General features: G+C 73.1%; 15 protein-coding genes and 1 pseudogene. 10 read left to right on the forward strand and 6 right to left on the reverse strand.

The window, feature by feature from the left end; translation table 11 throughout:
* The first annotated feature begins 21 nt into the window (after nucleotides 1-21).
* The 3 genes from ACIRB7_RS23190 to ACIRB7_RS23200 all read left to right on the forward strand — a co-directional run bounded on the left by ACIRB7_RS23190 (nucleotide 22) and on the right by ACIRB7_RS23200 (nucleotide 2,881).
* A complete protein-coding gene (locus tag ACIRB7_RS23190; protein WP_403601759.1) occupies nucleotides 22-1,281 on the forward strand; it encodes a DUF2254 family protein in 1,260 nt (419 codons plus the stop codon).
* Nucleotides 1,282-1,375: 94 nt separating this feature from the next.
* Complete coding sequence (locus tag ACIRB7_RS23195) at nucleotides 1,376-2,209, forward strand: class II glutamine amidotransferase (RefSeq protein ID WP_403601762.1); 834 nt, start codon at nucleotides 1,376-1,378, stop codon at nucleotides 2,207-2,209.
* A 9-nt stretch (nucleotides 2,210-2,218) separates the two neighbouring features.
* On the forward strand, nucleotides 2,219-2,881 hold the full coding sequence (locus tag ACIRB7_RS23200; protein ID WP_403601765.1) for a GAP family protein: 663 nt from the start codon (nucleotides 2,219-2,221) through the stop codon (nucleotides 2,879-2,881).
* Here ACIRB7_RS23200 and ACIRB7_RS23205 read toward each other — a convergent pair whose 3' ends face one another.
* Complete coding sequence (locus tag ACIRB7_RS23205) at nucleotides 2,882-4,231, reverse strand: chloride channel protein (RefSeq protein ID WP_403601854.1); 1,350 nt, start codon at nucleotides 4,229-4,231, stop codon at nucleotides 2,882-2,884.
* 349 nt (nucleotides 4,232-4,580) lie between these two features.
* Between ACIRB7_RS23205 and rsgA the strand changes: the two genes are divergently transcribed.
* Together rsgA and ACIRB7_RS23215 are read left to right on the forward strand one after the other, a co-directional pair.
* Nucleotides 4,581-5,693: a ribosome small subunit-dependent GTPase A gene (gene rsgA, locus ACIRB7_RS23210; RefSeq protein ID WP_403601768.1), complete on the forward strand. Its 1,113-nt coding sequence runs from the start codon at nucleotides 4,581-4,583 to the stop codon at nucleotides 5,691-5,693.
* A 95-nt stretch (nucleotides 5,694-5,788) separates the two neighbouring features.
* A pseudogene (locus tag ACIRB7_RS23215) lies at nucleotides 5,789-7,215 on the forward strand (DNA-3-methyladenine glycosylase 2 family protein); the annotation flags it as partial.
* Here the strand turns inward: ACIRB7_RS23215 and ACIRB7_RS23220 are convergent.
* Both ACIRB7_RS23220 and ACIRB7_RS23225 read right to left on the reverse strand, forming a co-directional pair.
* On the reverse strand, nucleotides 7,146-7,628 hold the full coding sequence (locus ACIRB7_RS23220) for a DUF456 domain-containing protein (protein ID WP_403601771.1): 483 nt from the start codon (nucleotides 7,626-7,628) through the stop codon (nucleotides 7,146-7,148). The pseudogene ACIRB7_RS23215 and the gene ACIRB7_RS23220 sit on opposite strands and share 70 nt — an antisense overlap.
* Nucleotides 7,629-7,731: 103 nt before the next feature.
* Nucleotides 7,732-8,715 carry a helix-turn-helix domain-containing protein gene (locus ACIRB7_RS23225; RefSeq protein WP_351220221.1) on the reverse strand — a complete coding sequence of 328 codons (984 nt, stop codon included), beginning with the start codon at nucleotides 8,713-8,715 and terminating at the stop codon, nucleotides 7,732-7,734.
* 232 nt (nucleotides 8,716-8,947) lie between these two features.
* Between ACIRB7_RS23225 and ACIRB7_RS23230 the strand changes: the two genes are divergently transcribed.
* The 4 genes from ACIRB7_RS23230 to ACIRB7_RS23245 all read left to right on the forward strand — a co-directional run bounded on the left by ACIRB7_RS23230 (nucleotide 8,948) and on the right by ACIRB7_RS23245 (nucleotide 16,660).
* A complete protein-coding gene (locus tag ACIRB7_RS23230; RefSeq protein WP_403601774.1) occupies nucleotides 8,948-12,709 on the forward strand; it encodes a S8 family peptidase in 3,762 nt (1,253 codons plus the stop codon).
* Between the two features lie 123 nt (nucleotides 12,710-12,832).
* Nucleotides 12,833-14,386, forward strand: coding sequence for a protein phosphatase 2C domain-containing protein (locus ACIRB7_RS23235; RefSeq protein WP_403601776.1), 1,554 nt, complete (start codon nucleotides 12,833-12,835; stop codon nucleotides 14,384-14,386).
* 55 nt (nucleotides 14,387-14,441) lie between these two features.
* Entirely contained in the window at nucleotides 14,442-16,184 is a 1,743-nt protein-coding gene (locus ACIRB7_RS23240) for a pyruvate dehydrogenase (protein WP_403601779.1), read from the forward strand.
* Nucleotides 16,185-16,255: 71 nt separating this feature from the next.
* Nucleotides 16,256-16,660, forward strand: coding sequence for an ATP-binding protein (locus ACIRB7_RS23245; protein WP_403601856.1), 405 nt, complete (start codon nucleotides 16,256-16,258; stop codon nucleotides 16,658-16,660).
* Between the two features lie 57 nt (nucleotides 16,661-16,717).
* On the opposite strand, the gene ACIRB7_RS23250 is transcribed toward ACIRB7_RS23245, so the two are convergent.
* Complete coding sequence (locus tag ACIRB7_RS23250; RefSeq protein ID WP_403601782.1) at nucleotides 16,718-17,848, reverse strand: DUF2637 domain-containing protein; 1,131 nt, start codon at nucleotides 17,846-17,848, stop codon at nucleotides 16,718-16,720.
* A 204-nt stretch (nucleotides 17,849-18,052) separates the two neighbouring features.
* Complete coding sequence (locus tag ACIRB7_RS23255; protein ID WP_403601785.1) at nucleotides 18,053-18,919, reverse strand: (2Fe-2S)-binding protein; 867 nt, start codon at nucleotides 18,917-18,919, stop codon at nucleotides 18,053-18,055.
* A 194-nt stretch (nucleotides 18,920-19,113) separates the two neighbouring features.
* On the opposite strand from ACIRB7_RS23255, the gene ACIRB7_RS23260 reads away from it, so the two are divergent.
* On the forward strand, nucleotides 19,114-20,067 hold the full coding sequence (locus tag ACIRB7_RS23260) for an FCD domain-containing protein (protein ID WP_403601788.1): 954 nt from the start codon (nucleotides 19,114-19,116) through the stop codon (nucleotides 20,065-20,067).
* Between the two features lie 24 nt (nucleotides 20,068-20,091).
* Here ACIRB7_RS23260 and ACIRB7_RS23265 read toward each other — a convergent pair whose 3' ends face one another.
* The gene (locus tag ACIRB7_RS23265) at nucleotides 20,092-21,099 is read right to left on the reverse strand and encodes an ArsR family transcriptional regulator (RefSeq protein ID WP_403601791.1); all 1,008 of its coding nucleotides are present in this window, start codon (nucleotides 21,097-21,099) and stop codon (nucleotides 20,092-20,094) included.
* Nucleotides 21,100-21,235: the final 136 nt, after the last annotated feature.

A 21,235-nucleotide genomic window follows, 5' to 3' on the forward strand; every position in this document is an offset into this window, starting at 1 on the left:
AGCGCCCCCGGAGGAGGCCGGATGCCCGATCAGGACGACCGCCCGGCCCCCACCGAGACGCTGCGACGGCGTCCGCGGGGCGGACCCCTCCGACGGGCGCCGCGCGCCGTCCGCAGGGACCTGGCCCAACTGCTGTGCGCGGTCGTCGGGCTGGGGCTCGGGCTCACCCTGCCCCTCGTCACAGCAGGTCCTCAGACGGATGCGGGCCGGGTCGTCTCGGTCCTGTTCACGCTGGGCTTCGGTGTCGTCAGCCTGGTGAGCATCATCTACTCGGTGCTCTTCCTCGTCGTGCAGTTCTCCGCGAACACGTTCACCCCCCGCCTCGGCCTGTTCCGTGACGAACCGATCGTCTGGCGGACGTTCGCCCTGACCATCGGGGTCTTCGTCTACTGCATCACCTCGGGTCTGGCCATCGGCTCCCGGAGGAACGTCTCCGTCTTCGTCCCGGGCACGGCCCTCCTCCTGGCCCTCGTCGCGCTCGGCCTGATGCGTACGCTGCAGATGAAGGCGTTCGACTCGATCCAGCTCGCTCACTCGCTCACCGCGATCGCAGACCGTGCGCATCGCCTGTACGACACCTTGTACGCCCGCTCGTACGTCTCCGCCGAGCTTGCCGAGCCCGCCGCTCCGACGCCCACGGTCACCGACACGGGAACGGAGGTCCGTTGGACGGGACCACCGGCCGTGCTGCAGACCATCGACGTGCCCGCCCTCCTGGGTACCGCCCAGGAGGGCGGCTTCTCGGTCGTCTTCGCCGTCGCTCCCGGTGCGACCCTGTGGGAGGGCGTGGTGATCGCCCGGGTGACCGCAGGCGGCGCTGCGCAGGAGGCGACCGTACGCGGGGCCCTGTCGACAGGGGTCGAGCGAGTCTTCGACCAGGACCCGGAACTGCCGTTCAGGCTGCTCGCCGACATCGCTCTGCGCGCCCTGTCACCCGCCGTCAACGATCCCGCGACAGCGGTCGAAGCCCTGGACCGCCTGGAGGGCCTGTTGAACCGTCTCGCCGACCGTGACCTGGACATCGGCCGGTTCCACGACCCCGGCGGACAGCTGCGGGTCAGCATCCCGGTCCCCGGCTGGGACCGGTACGTCCGGACGGCTGTCGACGATGTCATCGTCGCCGCGTCGCGGACTCCGATGGCACTGCGCCGAACGCGTGACCTCCTGCGCGGGCTTTCGGAGCGGGCCCCCGCCGGCCGGTGCGCCCTCGTGCGCGAGCGACTCGCGTGGGTCGAGCGGACCGGCGGCGAGACATACCCGCACGTCTGGACGGAGACCTGAGCCGGGAGACGCACACGTGGCGCTCCCAGACGGGGCGACCGAGAATGAGAAGGCCGGACGTGACCCTTCCGGTCAGAGACCCAGGTGATGACGTATGTGCCGATGGCTCGCGTATTCGGGTACTCCCATCCTGCTCGACACCATTCTCTACAAACCGGCTCACTCGCTGATCGACCAGAGCCTGCATTCGAAGCTGGGTGTGGAGACCACCAACGGTGACGGGTTCGGTGTCGGCTGGTATTCGGAAGCCGGCGGCTCCCCGGCACTCTTCAGGGACATCGGACCCGCCTGGAACAACCGCAACCTCCGGGAACTGGCCGACCACGTCCGCTCACCGCTCTTCTTCGCCCACATCCGGGCGTCGACCGGGACAGCGGTGCAGCAGTCGAACTGCCACCCGTTCCGGCACGGCCGCTGGATGTTCATGCACAACGGCGCGATCGCCGGATTCCACCTCATGCGCCGCGAACTCACCCTGCTCGTGGACCCGGAGCTGTACGGGGACCTGGAGGGAACCACGGACTCCGAGGTGATGTTCTACCTGGCTCTCACCTTCGGCCTCGACGAGGACCCGCCCGCCGCCGTCGCCCGGATGGCAGGAGTGGTGGAGCGGGTCGGCCGCGAACACGGTGTGGAGTTCCCCCTCCAGATGACGCTCGCCATCACCGACGGCGAACGCACATGGGGCTTCCGCTACTCCAGCGGGCACACCTCCCGGTCCCTGTTCTACAGCAGCCGCGTGGAGACTCTGCGCAGACTGCATCCGGACGTCACGTTCCTGCGGGACATCTCGGAGGAGACGCGCCTCATCGTGTCCGAGCCGCTCGGCGACCTGCCGGGGGCGTGGAACGAAGTGCCGGAGAGCACGTACGGCGTCGTCCAGCCGGGCGCCGACACACTCCACCCCTTCGCGCCGGCAGCGGCGTGACACGCTGCCGTGGCGCTCGACCTGCTCCTCATCGGCCTGGCGGTCACGCTGTTCCCGCTGCCCGTCATGGCCTTCGCGCTCGTACTGGCCTCTCCTCGTGGAGCGCGCAAAGGCGTGGCGTTCATCCTCGCCTGGCTGGCGTGTCTCGTGGCCGTGACGGCGACCGTCGTCTTCCTCACCGGTGGGCAGCCGCCCCCGCCCCGCTCCGCCCCGTCCATCGCGGCCCTCGTGGCCACGCTGGTCATCGGGGTCGGCCTGGTGGTCTACGGCGAGCACCGGCGTCGCCGTGGCCGCCACGACGCCGCAGCGCCGGTGCCCGCCCCAACGGCGTCCTCCGCGCCGTCCACAGGCGCCCCCACCGCCTGGTCCGCCGCGGCCCTCGCCGCACTCCTGCAGCCCTGGGGGATGGTCGGCGCGGCGGCGGCCACCGTCGTCCAGGCCGACCTGTCCGACGGCGCGTCCTTCCTGGTGCTCGCCGCCTTCTGCCTGCTCGCCACCTCTACCCTGCTCGCCATGGAGTCGTACGTGGTCCTTTCGCCCGAGACGGCCCGGCGCAATCTGCTGCGCCTGCGCGAGCGACTGCTGCGCCACAAGGAGGCCGCCGTCGTCGTTCTCTGCCTGCTGCTGGGACTGTGGCTCGTCGGCAGAAGCCTCTACCGGCTCGTCGGCTGATCACCGAGCCGGAAGGCGGGAGGCGGGGCGCGGCCGAGGCCAGGGCGGAAGCAGCTCGGCGGTGACGAAGGACGTCACGGCGGCCAGGATCACCACCGGGATCATCTCGGTGTTCCCGAGGACCAGGACCACCAGAAGCACGCTGCTGACCGGAAGCCGCAACGCGGCCGCCGTTGCCGCCGCCATCCCCGCGGCGACAGCGGGAATCACCCCGAGGCCGGGCAGCGGCGCGAGCAGCACACCCGCGGCCGCGCCCATGAAGAGCACGGGGAACACCAGTCCGCCGCGCAGGCTGCCCATGCAGAGGATGTACGCGCCGCTCTTGAACAGCAGGACGGCCAGGAGAGCGCCCACGCTCCAGGAGTGCGGATCGGCGGTGAGACCGGCGAGCGTGGCCTGGCCCGACGAGGCGACCTCGAAGGGGGTGCGGCCCGTGAGGAGCGCGTAGAGGGCGGCGCAGCCGCCCGCGGCGGTCGAGCACATCACCGTTCGCCTCAGGGGAGACACCGCGACGAGATCGGCGGTCAGCCGACCACCGGCGATCACCAGGTGCACCAGCGCGCCCACAGCCGCCGCCAGCACGATCGACCACCCCACGTCCCCGATGTCCAGACGTGGGGGAGCGGTGGGGAAGCGGAAGGCGAGGATGCCCGTCTCGAGACCGGTCCAGCGTCCGAAGCCCGTGAACACCACGGCTCCGACGCCGCTCGACAACAGGGCCGGGAGCATGACGACGAACAGCTGTGGACCGCCCACGCCCGCCACCTCGAGGAGGAGCACGGCGGCGATGAGCGGATTGCCGAAGATGGCGGAGACGGCTGCCGCCGCGCCCGCCGCACCCAGCAGCGCGGTGCTCTGCGGGGTGGCGGGAGCCCGCACGAGATGCCGGAAGAGCAGAGCCAGGCCGCCGCCGAGCGCGATCAGGGGAGCCTCCGGGCCGAGGACGGCGCCGAGCGGCAGGCTCGCCGCCGCCGCGACGACCACCCCGGGCAGGGCGGCCGGCGGGGTCCCTCCCGGGTGCAGACCGTAGGCGGGAACATGACCGCCCGCGCCCGGCAGCCGGGTCACCACCAGCCCCACGCCGACCCCGGCGACGGCGAGCAGCGGCAGCGGCCACCAGGCCGGCGGGGCGTCCCAGCCGAGTGACTTCGGCACGTCGGACCAGAGCACGTGCTCCAACCGGTGCAGGCCGGCGAGGAACCAGAAGGCCGCCAGAGAGACGGGGATGCCGATCAGCGCACTGAAGACCAGGGCCCTGAGGTACGCGGGAGTTCGCAGCAGGTCCCGCAGTCGATCGCCCTCTTCGGACTCCACGAGCCGGTCCCCCTCCCCCTCCCGCTCCGCTCGCATGCTCATGAGGACCTCGGTTCGCGTCGGAACACTCCGCGGGCGCCCGCGGAGCGGCGGAGCACCCGCCGCGAGTCCAGCAAAGGTGCTTCTCGCGGATCTCGCGACCGCAGCCGTTAATCGGTGGCGCGCTCCCGGAGGCGGGGCTAAGGTTCTGCTCATCCGTTCCCGAGGGGACGGGAGTTGGTTCGTTGAGGAGAAGCAGGAGGTGAGGACATTGATGACTGTCACGGTGACGGGCTCTGCCCGCATTCAGGAGTTCATCGTTCCCACCCCTGTGGCCTCCGGCTGACATCCACTCGACTTCCGCGCGCCGAGCGCGCTGCCGGGGCCGCCCTTCGAAGGGTCCCCCTTGTCTCTCCCGCTTTCCCACCTCACCTCCGCCACCTCGCTGCTCGACGCCCACGGCTGGGACTCCGGCTGGGCCGCCGCCTTCGCGCCCTACGCCGCCCAGGGTCTCGTCCCGGGGCGGGTCATCCGCGTGGACCGTGGCCAGTGCGACGTAGCCACCGACGAGGGGGTCGTCCGCGCCGACACGGCGTTCGTGACCCCGCACGACCCGCTCCGGGTCGTGTGCACCGGCGACTGGGCGGCCGTCGACCCGGCGGGCGTCCGTGACCCCCGGTACGTACGGGCCTGCCTGCCGCGCCGTACGGCCTTCGCGCGTTCCACCTCCTCCAAGCGGTCCGAGGGACAGATCCTCGCCGCCAACGTCGACCACGCCGTCATCACCGTCTCGCTCGCCGTCGAGCTCGACCTCGGCCGGATCGAACGCTTCCTCGCCCTGGCCTGGGAGTCCGGCGCCCAGCCGACCGTCGTCCTCAGCAAGGCCGACCTCGTGCCCGACCCGGTCGGACTCTCCTACCTCGTCGACGACGTGGAGACGGTCGCGCCCGGCGTGCAGGTGCTGCCGCTCAGTTCCACCACGGGCGAAGGCCTCGACGTGCTCGCCGCGACCGTCGCGGGCGGCACGACCGTGCTGCTCGGCGTCTCCGGCGCCGGGAAGTCGACCCTGGCCAACGTCCTCGTCGGCGAGGACGTCATGGACGTCCAGGCAGCCCGGGACATCGACGGCAAGGGCCGCCACACCACGACCACCCGCAATCTCTTCGTGCTGCCCGGCGGGGGAGTCCTCATCGACACCCCAGGACTGCGCGGCGTCGGACTCTGGGACGCCGAGGCCGGCGTCGGCCAGGTCTTCGCGGAGATCGAGGAACTGGCCGGGAACTGCCGTTTCCACGACTGCGGCCACGAGTCGGAGCCGGGCTGCGCGGTCGCGGCGGCGATCGAGGACGGCACGCTCTCGGTACGCCGTCTGGAGAGCTACCGCAAGCTGCTCCGCGAGAACCGGCGGCTCGTCGCCAAGACGGACGCCCGGCTGCGCACCGAGATGCTCAAGGACTGGAAGCGTCGGCACGCGGCGGGCCGGAAGGCCCTGGAGATGAAGCGCGGGCACGGGCGTTAGCGAGCCCGCCGGAGGGGACGGCGTGCTCGTCCCCTCCGAGCGTCGCGTCCGAAAACCGCGAGCCCGGTGCCGTCGGAGGTCACACACTGGGAGCCATGAGGGACGACGACACCCGCTACGAGGCGGTCAGCAGCAGGGACGCCCGGTTCGACGGAGAGTTCTTCTTCGCCGTCCGGACCACCGGCATCTACTGCCGCCCCAGCTGCCCCGCCGTCACCCCCAAACGGCAGAACGTCGCGTTCTTCCCGACGGCCGCCGCCGCCCAGGGCCACGGCTTCCGCGCCTGCCGCCGCTGCCGGCCGGACGCCGTGCCCGGCTCCGCCGAGTGGAACGTACGGGCCGATGTCGTCGGGCGCGCCATGCGGATGATCGGCGACGGCGTCGTCGACCGCGAGGGCGTCCCAGGCCTCGCCGGACGCCTCGGCTACAGCACCCGGCAGGTGCAGCGCCAGCTCACCGCCGAGCTGGGCGCCGGGCCCGTCGCGCTCGCCCGCGCCCAGCGGGCGCACACCGCGCGGCTGCTGCTCCAGACCACCGGACTCCCCGTCACCGAGATCGCCTTCGCGGCCGGCTTCGCCAGCGTCCGCCAGTTCAACGAGACGATCCGCGCCGTCTACGCCAGGACCCCCACCTCCCTGCGCGCCGAGGCGGGCAGCGGCGCCGGAGCCCGTACCGCGCTCGCCGCCGGGGTCCCGCTGCGGCTCGCCCACCGGGGACCGTACGCGGCGGGGGAGGTCTTCGACCTGCTCGCGGCCGAGGCCGTACCCCGCGTGGAGGAGGTCGTCGGCGCCCCCGGCGCCCGCACCTACCGGCGTACGCTCCGCCTGCCGTACGGCACCGGCGTCGTCTCCGTCGACGAGCGCTCCGCCGGGCGCTGGCTGGACGCCCGCATCCACCTCACCGAGCTGCGCGACCTCACCACCGCCGTGCACCGGCTGCGCCGCCTCCTCGACCTGGACGCCGACCCGTACGCGGTGGCCGAGCGCCTCGGGGCGGCACCCGGGCTGGCCGCCGAGGTGGCGGCCCGGCCGGGCGTGCGCTCCCCGGGCACGGCCGACCCCGAGGAGTTCGCGCTGCGGACGGTCCTCGGCGCCGAGGAGTCGGCCCGGCTCGTCGAGCGGTACGGCACCCCGCTCGCCACGGCCTGCGGCACCCTCACCCACGTCTTCCCCGAACCGGCCGCCCTGACCGGCCACCCCGTCGCAGGACCGCTGGCCCGCGCCCTCGCCGGCGGAGCCGTACGCCTCGACCCCGGCGCCGACCGCGACGAGGCCGAGCGGGCCCTGCTCGCCGTCCCCGGGGTTACGGCGGAGGCGGCGGCCCTGATCCGCATGCGGTCCCTCGGCGACCCGGACGTGCCACCGGCGGCGGGGCCTGACGCGGAGGAGTGGCGGCCGTGGCGCTCGTACGCGGCGCGCTACCTCGCCCCGGCCCGCTGAAGCTCGCGGCGGCTCAGCCCCAGAGGACCGCGCCCGCCCACGCCCCGACGACCAGCAGGCAGGCGAAGAGTTCGACGAGCACGCTCCTGCCGGCCGCCCGCATCACGGTCCGGGTCGCCGCCCGCGCCTGCCCGTGACCGCCGAGGCGAAGTCGCTCGGAGAGGTAGATCCCGCCGACGAAGCCGGGAATCGCGCCGACCACCGGGACCAGGACGAAACCCAGGAGCGCGCCCGCCCCGGCGTACGTCACCATCCGCCGGGTGATGCCGACGCCCCGGAACCGGCGCGGGGGCAGCTGCCACACGACGACCTGCGTGAGGAGCAGCAGACCTGTCGTGGAGGCCAGCAGGATCCAGGCGAGGTCCGTCCGCTCGTGCAGAGACCACCACAGCATCGCCGCCCACACGAGCCACGTCCCCGGCACGCCGGGGGCCAGCACCCCGAACACGCCGAGCAGCATCACCGTCGCGACCATCAGGAGCTGCCACACACCCACGCTGACCAGCGTCCCCCACATTCCGCGAACGCGCAGGTCGCGGCCGCCATCCGGGGCGTGCCTACCCGCGCCCGCGAGCGACGGACCTCCAGCGGCGGCCCCCTCAGCCGCGCGCCACCCAGCCCTTCTCGTACGCGTGCCAGCCCAGCTGCAGCCGGGTCGTCACCCCGGTCAGCTCCATGAGCCCCTTCACCCGTCTCTGTACGGTCCGCAGCCCCAGGTCCAGCTGCTTGGCCACGCTCGCGTCCGTCATCCCGGCGAGCAGCAGTGACAGGATCTCCAGGTCCATGACGTCCGGGCCCGGCGCCTCGTCCTCGGTGATCTGCGCGCCCGCCCCGAGCCGCAGCGGCAGCGCGTCGCGCCACACCGACTCGAACAGGCCCATCAGCGATTCGAGAAGTCCGCTCGCGTGCACGACGATCGCCGCGGGCTCCGCGCCCCGCCCGGTCAGCGGCACCATCGCCAGGTTCCGGTCGGCGACCACCAGCTTCGTCGGGACCCGGTCGGCGACCCTGATCCGCTCCTCACGGCCGAGCGCCGCCGAGAGTTCGAGGAGCCCGGACGGGAGCGTGAGCACCTCGCGCTCGATCACCACCCGGTAGCGCACCCCCCGCCCCGCGGCCTGCTCCTCCGCGTCGTTCTCCATGCCGGAGACCGCGATCGGCTTGCCCGTCACCAGGGCGCAGACCTCCTCCTGCGCGCCCAGCTGGAGCTGGAGGAAGCGGTGGGTGACGGCGCTCGCCCCGGTCACCACCTCCACCAGGTCGTGCACGGCGGCCTCCGCGGCCTCCGCCCGGTACTCCTCCGCGAGCAGCTTCGCCGTCAGCTCCGCCTGCTCCAGCTCGTGGCGCTGCTGGGTCAGCAGCGCGCCGAGCGCCACCCCCGGCGGCGCCGCCACCCACCGCCCGATCCCGGCCGAGGACTGGGCCGCGAGCCCCTGCGACTCAAGACGGCGCAACGCCCGCTCGGTGTCCCGCTCGGGCAGCGCGAGCCGGTGCGCGAGGTCCGTCACCTCGGCCGCGCCCAGGGCGACCAGCGCCCGGTACGCGGACTCCTGGCGCTCGTCGAGTCCTATCGCTCCCAGCATGGATGCCCCACCCCTCGCCCCACCGCCGGCGAGCGTCCCCGATCTTCCCGGGACGTTCACCGGAGGCATTCGTTCCGTTGGTGACCTGGCGGGAAACGGCCACGGCGTATTCCCGCCTTCCCCATCATCCCTGCACCGCCCTCACCTCTGCCAATGTGGCGCCACCGCAGCATCAACAGCCACCGGAGACGGGTGTTCTGTGCCCGATTTCCGGAATCAGATGGGGAGAGCGATGCGCCCGATTTCGCGTACGGCCCTGGGGGCGGCGACCGCCGTCGTCCTTGCCGTCACCGCGGTCGCGCCGTCCGTGGCGAACGAGCCGCAGGACGACACGGCCGGCAAGCGACCGCTGGTGGGCGGCGAGGCCCCCGCCCGCGCCGGGGACCGGCCCGCGACCGTGACCCTGGTGACCGGAGACCGCGTCGTGGTCACCCACGACGCCGACGGCAACCCCGCCGCCACCACCCTGCCCCGCGAGGACGGCACCGTCCCCCTGGTCCAGACCCGCCGCTCCGGCCAGGACCTGTACGTCTATCCCGAGGACGCCACCGCCGCGCTCGCCGCCGGACGCGTCGACGAGCAGCTCTTCAACGTCACCGGACTCGTCCGCCAGGGCTACGACGACGCCGCCACCACCACGCTGCCCCTCATCGCCGTCTACGGCACCGACCTCGCCCGCTCCGTCCCCGCCGCCCCGCGCGGCGCCCGGCGCGGCCAGGTCCTCAGGACCATCGACGGCGTCGCGCTCACGGCGGAGAAGAAGCAGGCCGCCACCTTCTGGGCCGAGCTGAACGCCCCCGCGGCCCGCTCCGCCTCGGGCATCACGAAGCTCTGGCTCGACCGCAAGGTCCAGGCCACCCTGGAACGCTCGACGAAGCAGGTCCACGCCCCCGAGGCCTGGGCCGCCGGTTACGACGGGACGGGCACCGAGGTCGCCGTCCTCGACACCGGAGCCGACGCCGAGCACCCCGACCTCAAGGGCCGCGTCACCGCCTCGGAGAACTTCACCGACTCCGAGACCGCCGGCGACCGCCAGGGCCACGGCACCCACACCCTCTCCACCGTCGGCGGCTCGGGAGCCGCGAGCGGCGGCAAGCAGAAGGGCGTGGCGCCCGGCGCCGCCCTCCTCAACGGCAAGGTCCTCAACGACTCGGGCTCCGGCGCCGCCTCCTGGATCATCGCGGGCATGGAGTGGGCCGTCGCCCAGGGCGCCGACGTCGTCTCGATGAGCCTCGGCAGCCCCGTACCCACCGACTGCACCGACCCGATGAGCGTCGCGGCCGAGGAACTCGCCCGGAACGAGGGCACGTTGTTCGTCGTCGCCGCGGGCAACTCGGGCCCGACGCACAACACGGTCTCCTCGCCCGGCTGCGCCCCCAGCGTCCTCACCGTCGGCGCCACCGACCGCGACGACTCCACCGCGTACTTCTCCAGCCGGGGCCCGACGATCGTCCAGCACACCCTCAAGCCCGAGATAGCCGCCCCCGGCGTCGGCATCTCCGCCGCCGCGGCAGGCGGCCGTGGCGTCTACGCCTACCAGGCCATGTCCGGTACGTCGATGGCCACCCCGCACGTCGCGGGCGCCGCCGCCATCGTCAAGCAGCGCCACCCCGACTGGACCGGTCAGCAGGTCAAGGCCGCGCTCGTCGCCTCCGCCGAGAGCTCCGTCCCCGGCGACGTCCGCGAGGTCGGCGGCGGCCGCCTCGACGTCAAGGCCGCGATCGACCAGACGGTCCTCGGCTCGCCCGCCGTCCAGGGCGGCACCTACAACTGGCCGCAGGACAAGACCGACCGCACCACGGTCTCCGTCCCGTACACCAACACCTCCGGCGCCCCGGTCACCCTGAACCTCGCCGTCGAGAAGGTCACCGGCAACGACGGCTCCCGCGTACGGAGTTCGGTCGCGCGCCTCGACCGGCGCACCGTCACCGTCCCGGCCGGCGCCACCGTCCAGGTCCCGCTGGCCCTCGACCCCACCGCCCACCTGGACCGCGCCCAGTACGGCGACGTCACCGGCCGCGTGATCGCCACCGGCAAGGGCGGCGTCCACGTCTCCACCCCGTTCTCGCTGTACGTCGAGCCCGAGACCGTCACCCTCCGCGTCAAGCTGATCGACCGCCAAGGCAAGCCGGCCACCGGCGCCTCCTCCCTCGACATCATCGGCACCGACGACGCCAGCGGTGAGCGCCGCTTCAACGAGGGCGCAGCCGACCAGGTCTACCGCCTGCGCCCCGGCAGCTACTTCCTCTCCTCCTTCGTCACCACCCCCGACGCGGGCGAGGGCGCCACGCTGAACGACTCCCTCAGCTACCTCGGCCGCCCGCAGCTGGAGCTGCGGAAGGACACCACCGTCGCCCTCGACGCCCGCGAGGCCCACAAGTTGTCGGTGAAGACCGACAAGGCCACCGAACTCCGCGGTGTCACCCTCGCGTTCGCCCGCTCCTGGGACGACACCTGGCTGCACGCCGGCACCGCGGCGGGCCCGCGCTCGATCCGCTCCTACTACGCCTCGGTCGAAGGCGCCGCCGACGAGGGCGACTTCGAGTTCGGCAGCTACTGGCGCGCCGGGGCCCCGCAGATCACCTCGCTGCGCACCACCGACGGCCTGACCCTGCACCCGCTCACCGCCTCCCTCGGCTCCGACAACCTCGACGGCACCGGCTCCGCCCGTCTCGTCGACGCCGGGACCGGGACCCCGGAGGAACTGAAGGCCGCCGGCGTCCAGGGCCGTATCGCCCTCGTCCGCCTGCCCGACGGCTCCACCGGCGCGGGAGCCCTCGCCCGTAACGCCAAGGCCGCAGGCGCCGTCGCCGTCGTCACGTACCACTCGGCCCCCGGCCGCTGGTACCCGGGCGGCTCCTTCACCGGACTCGGACTGCCGGTCCTCTCCGTCCCGTCCACGGAGGCGACCGCGCTCCTCGGCAGGCTGGCGGCGGGCGAGGTCACCCTCGCCTGGCAGGCCACCGCGAAGACCCCGTACGTCTACAACCTGGCCTTCCCCGAGACCCGCGCGATCCGGGACGACAAGAACTACACCGTCCGCGACGGCCAGTTGGGCCGTACGGACTCCACCTACGGCTCGGCCGGCATCACCACCGACTTCACCGACTTCCCGGCCGCCCACCGGCCGAACGGCGTCAGCGTCTCCTTCGGCTCCCTGGAGACCGTCCCCGCGCCCGGCACCCGCACCGAGTACCACAGCACCGGTGACACCGCCTGGAGCCAGATGGTCAACAGCAGCTTCCCGTTCGGTGAACTCATGATCGGCGCCCGCCACACGTACACGCCCGGCGAGAAGCGGACCGAGCGCTGGTACGACGGAGTCATCGCCCCCACCGCCCCACGCGACACGACCGGCGAGCCGGTCCTCGTCTCCGAGCGGCAGGGCAACCTCATCGGCTTCAAGAACGCCATGTGGGGCGACAGCACCCACCACGCCGAGCCCGGGTCCTTCGGCGACATCGGCAACCTCCGGCTCAGCCGCGACGGAGAGCTTCTCGGCGAGAACGCCTGGCCGTTCGGCGCCTTCGAGGTACCGGCCGAAGCCGGGACGTACACGCTCGAACAGAACACCATGAAGATCGGCAGCAAGGTGTGGGCCCGCTCCACATCCGTCAACTCGGTGTGGGAATTCACCTCCAAGCTTGACGAGACCGTCTATTCTCAAGGCATCCCGATTCTCTTCCCCCGGTACGACCTTCCGGAGGACGGACTCAAGACCCTCGCCGCGACCGACGGCCAGCACATCGGCCTCACCGCGACGGGTCACGCGGGCTACACCCCCGCAGCGCTCACCTCGGCGAAGCTTTCGTACTCCTATGACGGGGGTACGACCTGGACCGAAGCGCGGGTCTCCCAGCAGGGCGGTCACTGGACCGCGACCGTGAACCACACGGGCGCGGCCGGCAAGCCCGTCACCCTGAAGACCGAACTGACGGACGCCAACGGCAACTCCGTCACCCAGACCGTGGTCCGCGCCTACGACGTGCGCTGACCACGCCGGTCCGCCGGGCGTCCTTCCCGTGGGGGGTGGGGCCGCCCGGCGGACCACCCATTCGCAGCAACGGTTTTCCTGATGTCCCGTTTTCGGGCGCCGTGCGCGGTGGAAAATAGGGGCATGACTCAGCAGGGGGACAGCAACTGGTGGGACAAGCTCTACGACGAGTCGGCGCCGGACACGGCCCCGACGGCCTCGGGTGACACACTCGACGACCACTTCGCCACGGCGACCCGCGCCACGACGGGCTCGCGGGCCCCGACGCCCGCCCCGGAGCCACCTCCGCCGCCGGCCCCGACTGTCGCGCCCACCGGGCCGCCGCCGGTCCCGACCGCCGCGCCCACAGGACCGCCGCCGGTCCCGACCGCCGCGCCCACCGGGCCGCCGCCCGCGCCCACCGTGCCGCCCGTGCCCGGCCATGAACCCGCGCCCCGGGCTGTGCCGCGCGTCTCCGGCCCGGCGCCCTGGGAGGCGCCGCCCGAGGGGCCGCAGACCTTTCCCGCGCCGCCTCCGCCGCCCCCGGCCGCCCCGCCGGTCGAGGCGCCCACCGCCCAGGTGCCGGGGCCGCCGGAGCCCGAGCCCGACCCGGGGGAGGCCCAGGCGGAGGACCTGACCGGCGCCGGACACGACCTCACCGTCGAGGTCTCCGTCCCCCGTCCCCGTACCGGATTCGTCGGCAGCCGGCCGCCCACCTACGAGCCGGAGCCGACCGCCCTGCCCGTCGCCCGGCCGGGGGAGCTCGGCGAGCTGGTCGCCGACACCGTCCTCGACGGCGCCCGCTACGGCACCTGCACCGTGCGGGCCGCCTCCGTACGGGGCGACTCCGCCCGCTACCGGGGCGAGCCCCGCCGCGACGCCCTGCTCACCGCCCGCTTCGGCCACGACGAGACCGCGCTGGTCCTCGTCGCCGTCGCCGCGGGCTCCCGCGCCGCCGAGGACGCCCATCTCGCCGCCGCCGACGCCTGCCGGTGGATCGCCGAGGCCGTCTGCCGCAGCCACGCCCGGCTCTCCGAGGACATCAGGTCCGGCCGCCGCGGCGACCTCAAGTCGGGACTGCACCGGCTCACCGACCGTACGTACGGCAAGCTCAGGGCCCGCGCCGCCGACCGGGGCCTCGCCCCCGACGAGTACACCGCGACCCTCCGCTGCCTGCTGGTCCCCGCCGACCCCGCCTGCCGCACCCGGGTCTTCTTCGGCATCGGCGGCGGCGGTCTCTTCCGGCTCCGCGACGGCGCCTGGCAGGACATCGAACCGCTCCTGCCCGGACCGGCCGCCGTCACCGGCGCCCCCGTCGTCGGCTTCGGCTCACCGCCGCCGAACCCGCCCCCGAACCCATCCCCTGAGGCCGTCGCCTCGGAGACCGAGGAGGGCGACCGGCTCACCATGGACCTCGGCATCACCACCGCCCCCGCGCCGCTCGTCGAGGAACCCGTGGCGCCGCCCGCCGAGCCGTTCCGCTTCCGTGCCTCCGTCGCCCGCCCCGGCGACACCCTGCTCCTCGCCTCGCCCGGCCTCGCCGAGCCGATGCGCGGCGAACCCGCGCTCGCCCGCGAGCTCGCCGACCGCTGGGCCGACACCGAGGCGCCCGGCCTCGCCACCTTCCTCGCCGACACCCAGCTGAGGGTGACCGGTTACGCCGACGACCGTACCGGGGTGGGCGTCTGGGAGGCGTAATCCACCGGGCGCAACCCACCGGGCGCAACCCGCCGGGCCATGTGTTGATGGAGCCATGGCCAAACAGAACGTGGCGGAACAGTTCGTCGACATCCTCGTCCGCGCGGGCGTGCGGCGCCTGTACGGCGTCGTCGGTGACAGCCTCAACCCCGTCGTCGACGCGATCCGCCGTACCCGGGGCATCGACTGGATCCATGTGCGGCACGAGGAGACCGCGGCCTTCGCCGCCGGCGCCGAGGCGCAGATCACCGGCGGTCTCGCCGCCTGCGCGGGCTCCTGCGGGCCGGGCAACCTGCACCTGATCAACGGGCTTTACGACGCCCACCGCTCGATGGCCCCCGTCCTTGCCCTCGCCTCACAGATCCCGTCCAGCGAGATCGGCCTGAGCTACTTCCAGGAGACCCACCCCGACCAGCTGTTCCGCGAGTGCAGCCACTACAGCGAACTCATCTCCAACCCCCAGCAGATGCCCCGGCTGCTCCACACGGCGATCCAGCACGCCGTCGGCCGCCGCGGCGTCAGCGTGGTCTCGCTCCCCGGCGACATCGCCTCCCAGCCGGCACCGGACAAGACGGCGGAGACGGCCCTCGTCACCACCCGGCCGACCGTCCGCCCCGGAGACACCGAGATCGACGCCCTCGTACGGATGATCGACGAGGCCGGCCGGGTGACGCTCTTCTGCGGCAGCGGCACGGCGGGCGCGCATGCCGAGGTGATGCAGTTCGCCGAGCGGATCAAGGCACCGGTCGGCCACGCCCTGCGCGGCAAGGAGTGGATCCAGTACGACAATCCTTATGACGTCGGCATGAGCGGCCTCCTCGGATACGGCGCCGCCTACGAGGCCACCCACGAGTGCGACCTGCTGATCCTGCTCGGCACCGACTTCCCGTACAACGCCTTCCTGCCCGACGACGTGAAGATCGTGCAGGTGGACGTCAGGGCCGAGCACCTCGGCCGCCGCTCCCGGCTCGACCTCGCCGTCTGGGGCGACGTCCGCGAGACCCTGCGCTGTGTGATCCCGCGCGTCCGGGCCAAGACCGACCGCCGCTTCCTCGACAAGATGCTCAAGAAGCACGCCGACGCCCTCGAAGGCGTCATCAAGGCCTACACCCGCAAGGTCGAGAAGCACGTCCCCATCCACCCCGAGTACGTCGCCTCCGTCATCGACGAACTGGCCGACGGGGATGCCGTCTTCACGGTCGACACGGGTATGAACAACGTCTGGGCGGCCCGCTACCTCAGCCCCAACGGGCGACGCCGGATCATCGGCTCCTTCAGCCACGGCTCGATGGCGAACGCCCTGCCCCAGGCCATCGGCGCACAGTTCACCGACCGGAACCGGCAGGTCGTCTCGCTCTCCGGCGACGGCGGCTTCTCCATGCTGATGGGCGACTTCCTCACCCTCGTGCAGTACGACCTGCCCGTGAAGGTGATCGTGTTCAACAACTCCTCGCTCGGCATGGTCGAACTGGAGATGCTGGTCGCCGGTCTCCCTTCGTACGGAACGACGAACAAGAACCCGGACTTCGCGGCGATCGCCCGCGCCGCCGGCGCTTACGGCGTCCGCGTCGAGAAGCCCAAACAGCTGACGAACGCACTCAAGGACGCCTTCAAGCACAAGGGCCCGGCCCTCGTGGACGTCGTCACCGACCCCAACGCGCTCTCCATCCCGCCGAAGATCAGCGCCGACATGGTGACCGGCTTCGCCCTCTCCGCCAGCAAGATCGTCCTGGACGGGGGAGTGGGCCGGATGGTCCAGATGGCCCGCTCCAACCTGCGCAACGTGCCCCGGCCCTGAGGGAATGCGGGCGTTTTGGCGGGGCATGCATCCCCGTGAGCCTGTTCGACGCGATCTGTGTGTGGGGGGATATGGCCGGGGAGGCACGACAGCCGACTCAACTGCTCAGGAAGGTGGGATGCGCTGATCTCACCGCGGTGCCGGAGGTGCGACGTGCCCTGCGTGAACTGCTGCGGAGATGGGGCGGCCCTGGGGCCTCCGACGTGGCGGAACTGCTCACCAGTGAACTGGTGACCAACGCCCTGATCCACACCGAGCACGGAGCCGTCGTCACCGCGACGGTCGTGCCCGAGCAGCTGAGGGTCGAGGTCCGTGACTTCGTCCCGGGACTCGCCCCACCGCACGTACCGCGCGCCGACGACGGTACGCACGGCCGGGGGCTCGTCCTCGTCGAGGCCCTGGCCGACTCCTGGGGGGTCGAGGACCAGGAGGTGGGCAAGGTGGTGTGGTTCGAACTGAACGGCGGGGCCGCCTGAGAGGCGGCCCCGCCGAGGCGTGCGGTGGACGGTGTGTCCGGCGGACGGTGAGGTGCGTCAGCCGAACTGCTGCTCCAGATCCTTGAGCTTGCGCTCCAGGGAGTCGAGACGGGGCAGCGTCTGGGTGTCGTCCTCCGCGGTGAGGTCCACCGTCCGGGAGTCGCCCGACTGGATGTCACGACCCCTGACGGCTTGGAGGGATGGCCGGGGGCGAAGCGGCAGCTGTCCAGGGTCCGCTATGGCGGGTTCCGCGACGGCGGCCTGCACGGACGCCGAAGCGGAACCGGAACCCGAACCCGAGCCGTTGCCGGGCCCCGGACCCGGGCCCGTTCCGGCCCCGGGTGGGGCGCCCAGCGCCGCCATCTCGACCTGGCGCCCGCCGCCCCTGCCGAGCCCGAAGGCCCGGTGCTGGCGGTTGATCGCCTTGAGCCGCGCCCGGTCGAGCTTGACCTGGTCGCGCCGGCGGATGCGGTTCTGCTCCTTCTCCCGCCGGTCCTCACGTACCTCGTCGACAGCCTCGTCCAGGGTCCGTACGCCCTCCAGAAGCATCAGCGACCAGGCGGCGAAGGTCTCCCGGGGCGCCCTCAGCCACCGGACGATCCGGATCTGCGGCAGCGGGCGGGGCACCAGGCCCTGCTCGCGCAGCGCGGCCCTGCGGGTCTGCTTGAGGGCCCGGTCGAACAGGACCGCCGCCGAGAGGGACATGCCCGCGAAGAACTGCGGGGCCCCGTCGTGGCCGAGGCCGCGCGGTGCGTGCACCCAGTTGAACCAGGCGGCCGCCCCCGCGAACAGCCAGACGAGGAGGCGCGAACCGAGCGCCGCGTCGCCGTGGCTGGCCTCGCGGACCGCGAGCACCGAGCAGAACATGGCGGCGCCGTCGAGGCCGAAGGGGACCAGGTACTCCCAGCCTCCGGTGAGGTTGAGGTTCTGCCGGCCGAAGCCGACCAGTCCATGGAAGGAGAGCGCCGCGGCGACCGCGGCACAGCAGAAGAGGAGGACGTAGGAAGCGGTGCCGTAAACGGCCTCCTTGCGTCTGCGGCGCTCCTCGTTGCGTTCCCAGGAGTCCTCGGCCGCGGCCTGGTCACCGGCGCGCTTCCCGCGCGCGAGCACCGCCACCGCCGTCAGGACTCCGGCCACCATCACGCCACCCGGAAGCAGCCAGTCCAGCGATATGTCGGTCAGTCTCATGCGGTGTCCCTTGCATCGCAGTAGGGCGTTTGGCGGCCCATACTGGCCGACCCCGCGGGGCGCTCAAGGGGTTTCCGGGCAAGAGCACGCCATCGGGGCGCCACGGCATACGAATAGGTGCGATCTGGTCGAACACCCATGCAGGGGAGGGGGTTTGGGTTCGATTTACGCCACCCGTTCGGGTGGCGTAATCACCCGGGAGTCTCAGGCGGCCGCGGCCAGCCTGCGGACCCGCTCGGCATCGCAGGTACGCGGGCAGGTGACACAGGTGTCGTCGGGCCGCAGCGTGTAGAAGAAGCAGCAGGTGGCCCGGTCGCGGGTGGCGCGAGGCTCCCCGTCCGGCCCCTCGGAACCGGCCAGCTCGCGGAAGCCGGCGGCACCCGCGTACGGCTTGTACGGCTTGGCCGTGCCCGGCATGAGGAGTTCGAGCTCGTCCATCGCCCGCCGCTCCTCGCCGAGCAGCGTCCCGACGTACCAGAGGCCCTCGACGATCTCGTCCGTGGCCATCCCCCACAGGGCGCGGCGGCCGCGCCGCATCCGGGAGCCGAAGCCGTCGAGGATCGCCTCGAAGTGCTCGGCGAGCGAGGCGCGCACCTCGGCCCGCAGCGCGTCCTCGTCGGCGACGACCCGGGCGCCGGGCAGCGCGGCGGCGGGGTCGCCCGGCAGACAGGCGAACTCCTCGACCCGGACCGACAGTCGGCCGAGCGCACGCTGGAAGGAGACGTTCCGGGCGGGGAGGCGGGGGGCCCTGCGGTCCAGGAACCAGGGGACCGTGACGAGGAGACAGGCGGGCCAGGCGTACCGGTGCAGTCCGAAACTGGCGACGACGTCGGGGCGGGCCTGGGTGCCGTAGTCGCGCAGCACCTGCGCGTTGTCCCAGGCGAGGAAGGCGTCGAGGTCGGGGCCGCCGGCCGCCAGGTCCTCCGCGCCGACCCAGCCGGCGCCGCGCGGCAGCCGCTCACCCGGGGAGGCTTCCTCTATCCGCAGATGGGGGAAGACCTCGGCGAGGCGCGCGTAGGCGGCCGCGACGGGCGAGGTCGGAGGGGCGGGCAACAGGGCGGGGACGGTCATGCGGACCACCGAATCGCGAGCGTTGGCAGGTTAGCCTTACCTTACCCGATTCGGGGTCACCTCTCACCACCGGCCCACCGCCCCCCACCAGCGGGGCGGCCCCCACGGCCCTGATGTCGGTCCGTTCGCCTATGGTGCACAGAGGACCCCGGCAACGCGAGCCGGGCCCGGCACGAGGCCGCAGGAGGACCCGGGTGGAGCAGGGCGCAGCGCGCGAGCGGGCGACGGGGAGACAGTCCCCGCCGCCCTTCGGCGACGCGGCGGGCGCGGGACGGGTAGCTGCTGGACGCGCGGAAGGGGCGGTCGCGGACGCCGGACGCGCGGACGCGGCGGTCGCGGGTGACGCCCGCGTCCCCGAGCCCGCCCGCGTGCCCGAGCCCGCCCGCGTGCCCGAGCCCGCCCGCGTGCCCGAGCCCGGCCCCGAGCCCGCCCGCGTCCCCGAACAGGGCCGGCGTGCCGAGTGCGCCCGGGGTGAGCACACCCACGGCGAGCCGACGGCCCCCGTTCAGGCCTCCGTCCCCGCCCGCGTCGTGCGGCACTCCGTCCGTGGGCAGATCCTCGACGCACTCCGCGCCGCCCTCGTCGACGGCGAGCTCGTCCCCGGCGAGGTGTACTCCGCTCCCGCCCTCGGTGAGCGCTTCGGCGTCTCCGCCACCCCCGTCCGCGAGGCCATGCAGCGCCTCGCCGTCGAGGGCGCCGTCGAAGTCGTGCCGAACCGCGGCTTCCGCGTCGTCGAACGCACCCCGCGCGAGCTCGCGGAACTCGCCGAGGTCCGCGCGCTCATCGAGGTCCCCGTCATGCTGCGGCTCGCCCGCACGGTCCCGGCGGCCCGCTGGGCCGCGCTCCGCCCGCTCGCCGAGGCCACCTCGGCCGCCGCCGCCCGGGGCGACCGCGCCCACTACGCGGAGGCCGACCGGGCCTTCCACCGCGCCGTCCTCTCCCTCGCGGGGAACGAGCAGCTGCTCGCCGTCGCCGACGACCTCCACCGCCGCTCCCAGTGGCCCCTGCTCAGCGCCCCCGCCCTCCGCCACGGCGTGCTCGTCGCCGACGCCGCCGAGCACTCGGCTCTCCTGGACGCCCTGATCGCCCAGGACCTGACCGTCGTACAGACCCTGGTACGGGAGCACTTCACCGGCTCGGAGGGCTAGGGCCGATCCGTGCGGCCCGCCCCGCTACAGGCCTTCGTCGTTCGAGGACGCGCGGAGGAGCGACGCGCCGACGGGGGTGAGGGTGTGCAGCACGGTCGTGCCGTGCCGACTGCTGGTGACGAGCCCCGCGTCACGCAGCGCGGTCGCGTGCCGGCTGGCGGAGGCCGCCGAGACCCCGGCCGCGCGGGCCATCTCGCCCGTCGTCGCCCCCGCGGCGGCCGCGTGCAGGACCGTCGCCCTGCTCCGCCCGAGGAGCGTCGACAGAGGGACGGACGGATCGTCGGCGAGCCGGCGGTCCGGGGGCGCGGCGGCGGCGCCCCGGAGCACCGGGTAACACAGGACGGGCGGGAGTCCGGGATCGGCGAGGCTGGTCGGGGTCCGCCAGAGGAAGTACGTGGGGAGGAGCGTCAGCCCGCGTCCGTTCAGTTGGAGACCGCGGTGCGAAGGCGGGCCCTGGACGTGCAGTGACGGCCGTTGCCACCGGATCATGGGGCCTCCGCCGCCGAGGAGGCCGTCGACGCCGTCGTCCATGAACCCGCGGCTGCGCGCGGCCCGTTCGGCGTCGAAGCGGGACCGGATCTCCTCGGCGTACGGGGCGATGGCGACATCGTGGTACGCGCGCAGCACGCGTACGAGCTCCCTGCGGTCCTCCAGTCCGGTGAGCCGCGCCGCCCATAAGGGCGCCCCGACGGTGCGGGCGAGGATGCCCAGCTCCTCCGACACCCGCTGGGGGGAGGTCGCCAGGATCGCGTCGAGCCCCGCGGCGAGACCGTCGACGCCCCGCCCCGGCGTCAGGAAGTCCGGGAAGTAGGCGGCCCGGGGGAAGAGGGGCAGGAGAATCGTGCGAAGGGCCCGGTCGAGACCCTTCTCTCGCAACCGGATCTGGACGGTCCGGTGCCAGCCCGCGTAGGCCCAACGGCCGTCCCGGGTCTGGAAGCGGTGCAGACTGGCGGCGATCTCCCAGAGCGGATTCGGTGCGGCGGCGACCCGGACGGCGCCCAGGTCGGCATCTCCGAAGTGGATGCGGAGCATCTTGTTCCCCCTTGTGAGCTCGGCGTTTACGGCAAGCCGAAACATCATGGCCGGGGTCGCCCGAGACCGGTCATGGTTACTCAACAGCGCAGGACTGTGGGCGTGTCAGCGCCGCCGGAATCCATGACGCAAGAGG

It is taken from the genome of Streptomyces sp. NPDC093795 (assembly GCF_044764665.1).
Classification (GTDB): Bacteria; Actinomycetota; Actinomycetes; order Streptomycetales; family Streptomycetaceae; genus Streptomyces.

Excerpts from the sequence above, each read along its gene's own strand:
- ACIRB7_RS23250 (WP_403601782.1), bottom strand. The coding sequence starts at position 17,848 with ATGAGACTGACCGACATATCGCTGGACTGGCTGCTTCCGGGTGGCGTG.
- ACIRB7_RS23240 (WP_403601779.1), top strand. The coding sequence starts at position 14,442 with ATGGCCAAACAGAACGTGGCGGAACAGTTCGTCGACATCCTCGTCCGC.
- ACIRB7_RS23195 (WP_403601762.1), top strand. The coding sequence starts at position 1,376 with ATGTGCCGATGGCTCGCGTATTCGGGTACTCCCATCCTGCTCGACACC.
- ACIRB7_RS23265 (WP_403601791.1), bottom strand. The coding sequence starts at position 21,099 with ATGCTCCGCATCCACTTCGGAGATGCCGACCTGGGCGCCGTCCGGGTC.
- ACIRB7_RS23235 (WP_403601776.1), top strand. The coding sequence starts at position 12,833 with ATGACTCAGCAGGGGGACAGCAACTGGTGGGACAAGCTCTACGACGAG.
- ACIRB7_RS23230 (WP_403601774.1), top strand. The coding sequence starts at position 8,948 with ATGCGCCCGATTTCGCGTACGGCCCTGGGGGCGGCGACCGCCGTCGTC.
- ACIRB7_RS23190 (WP_403601759.1), top strand. The coding sequence starts at position 22 with ATGCCCGATCAGGACGACCGCCCGGCCCCCACCGAGACGCTGCGACGG.
- ACIRB7_RS23225 (WP_351220221.1), bottom strand. The coding sequence starts at position 8,715 with ATGCTGGGAGCGATAGGACTCGACGAGCGCCAGGAGTCCGCGTACCGG.
- ACIRB7_RS23205 (WP_403601854.1), bottom strand. The coding sequence starts at position 4,231 with ATGCGAGCGGAGCGGGAGGGGGAGGGGGACCGGCTCGTGGAGTCCGAA.
- ACIRB7_RS23255 (WP_403601785.1), bottom strand. The coding sequence starts at position 18,919 with ATGACCGTCCCCGCCCTGTTGCCCGCCCCTCCGACCTCGCCCGTCGCG.
- ACIRB7_RS23245 (WP_403601856.1), top strand. The coding sequence starts at position 16,256 with ATGGCCGGGGAGGCACGACAGCCGACTCAACTGCTCAGGAAGGTGGGA.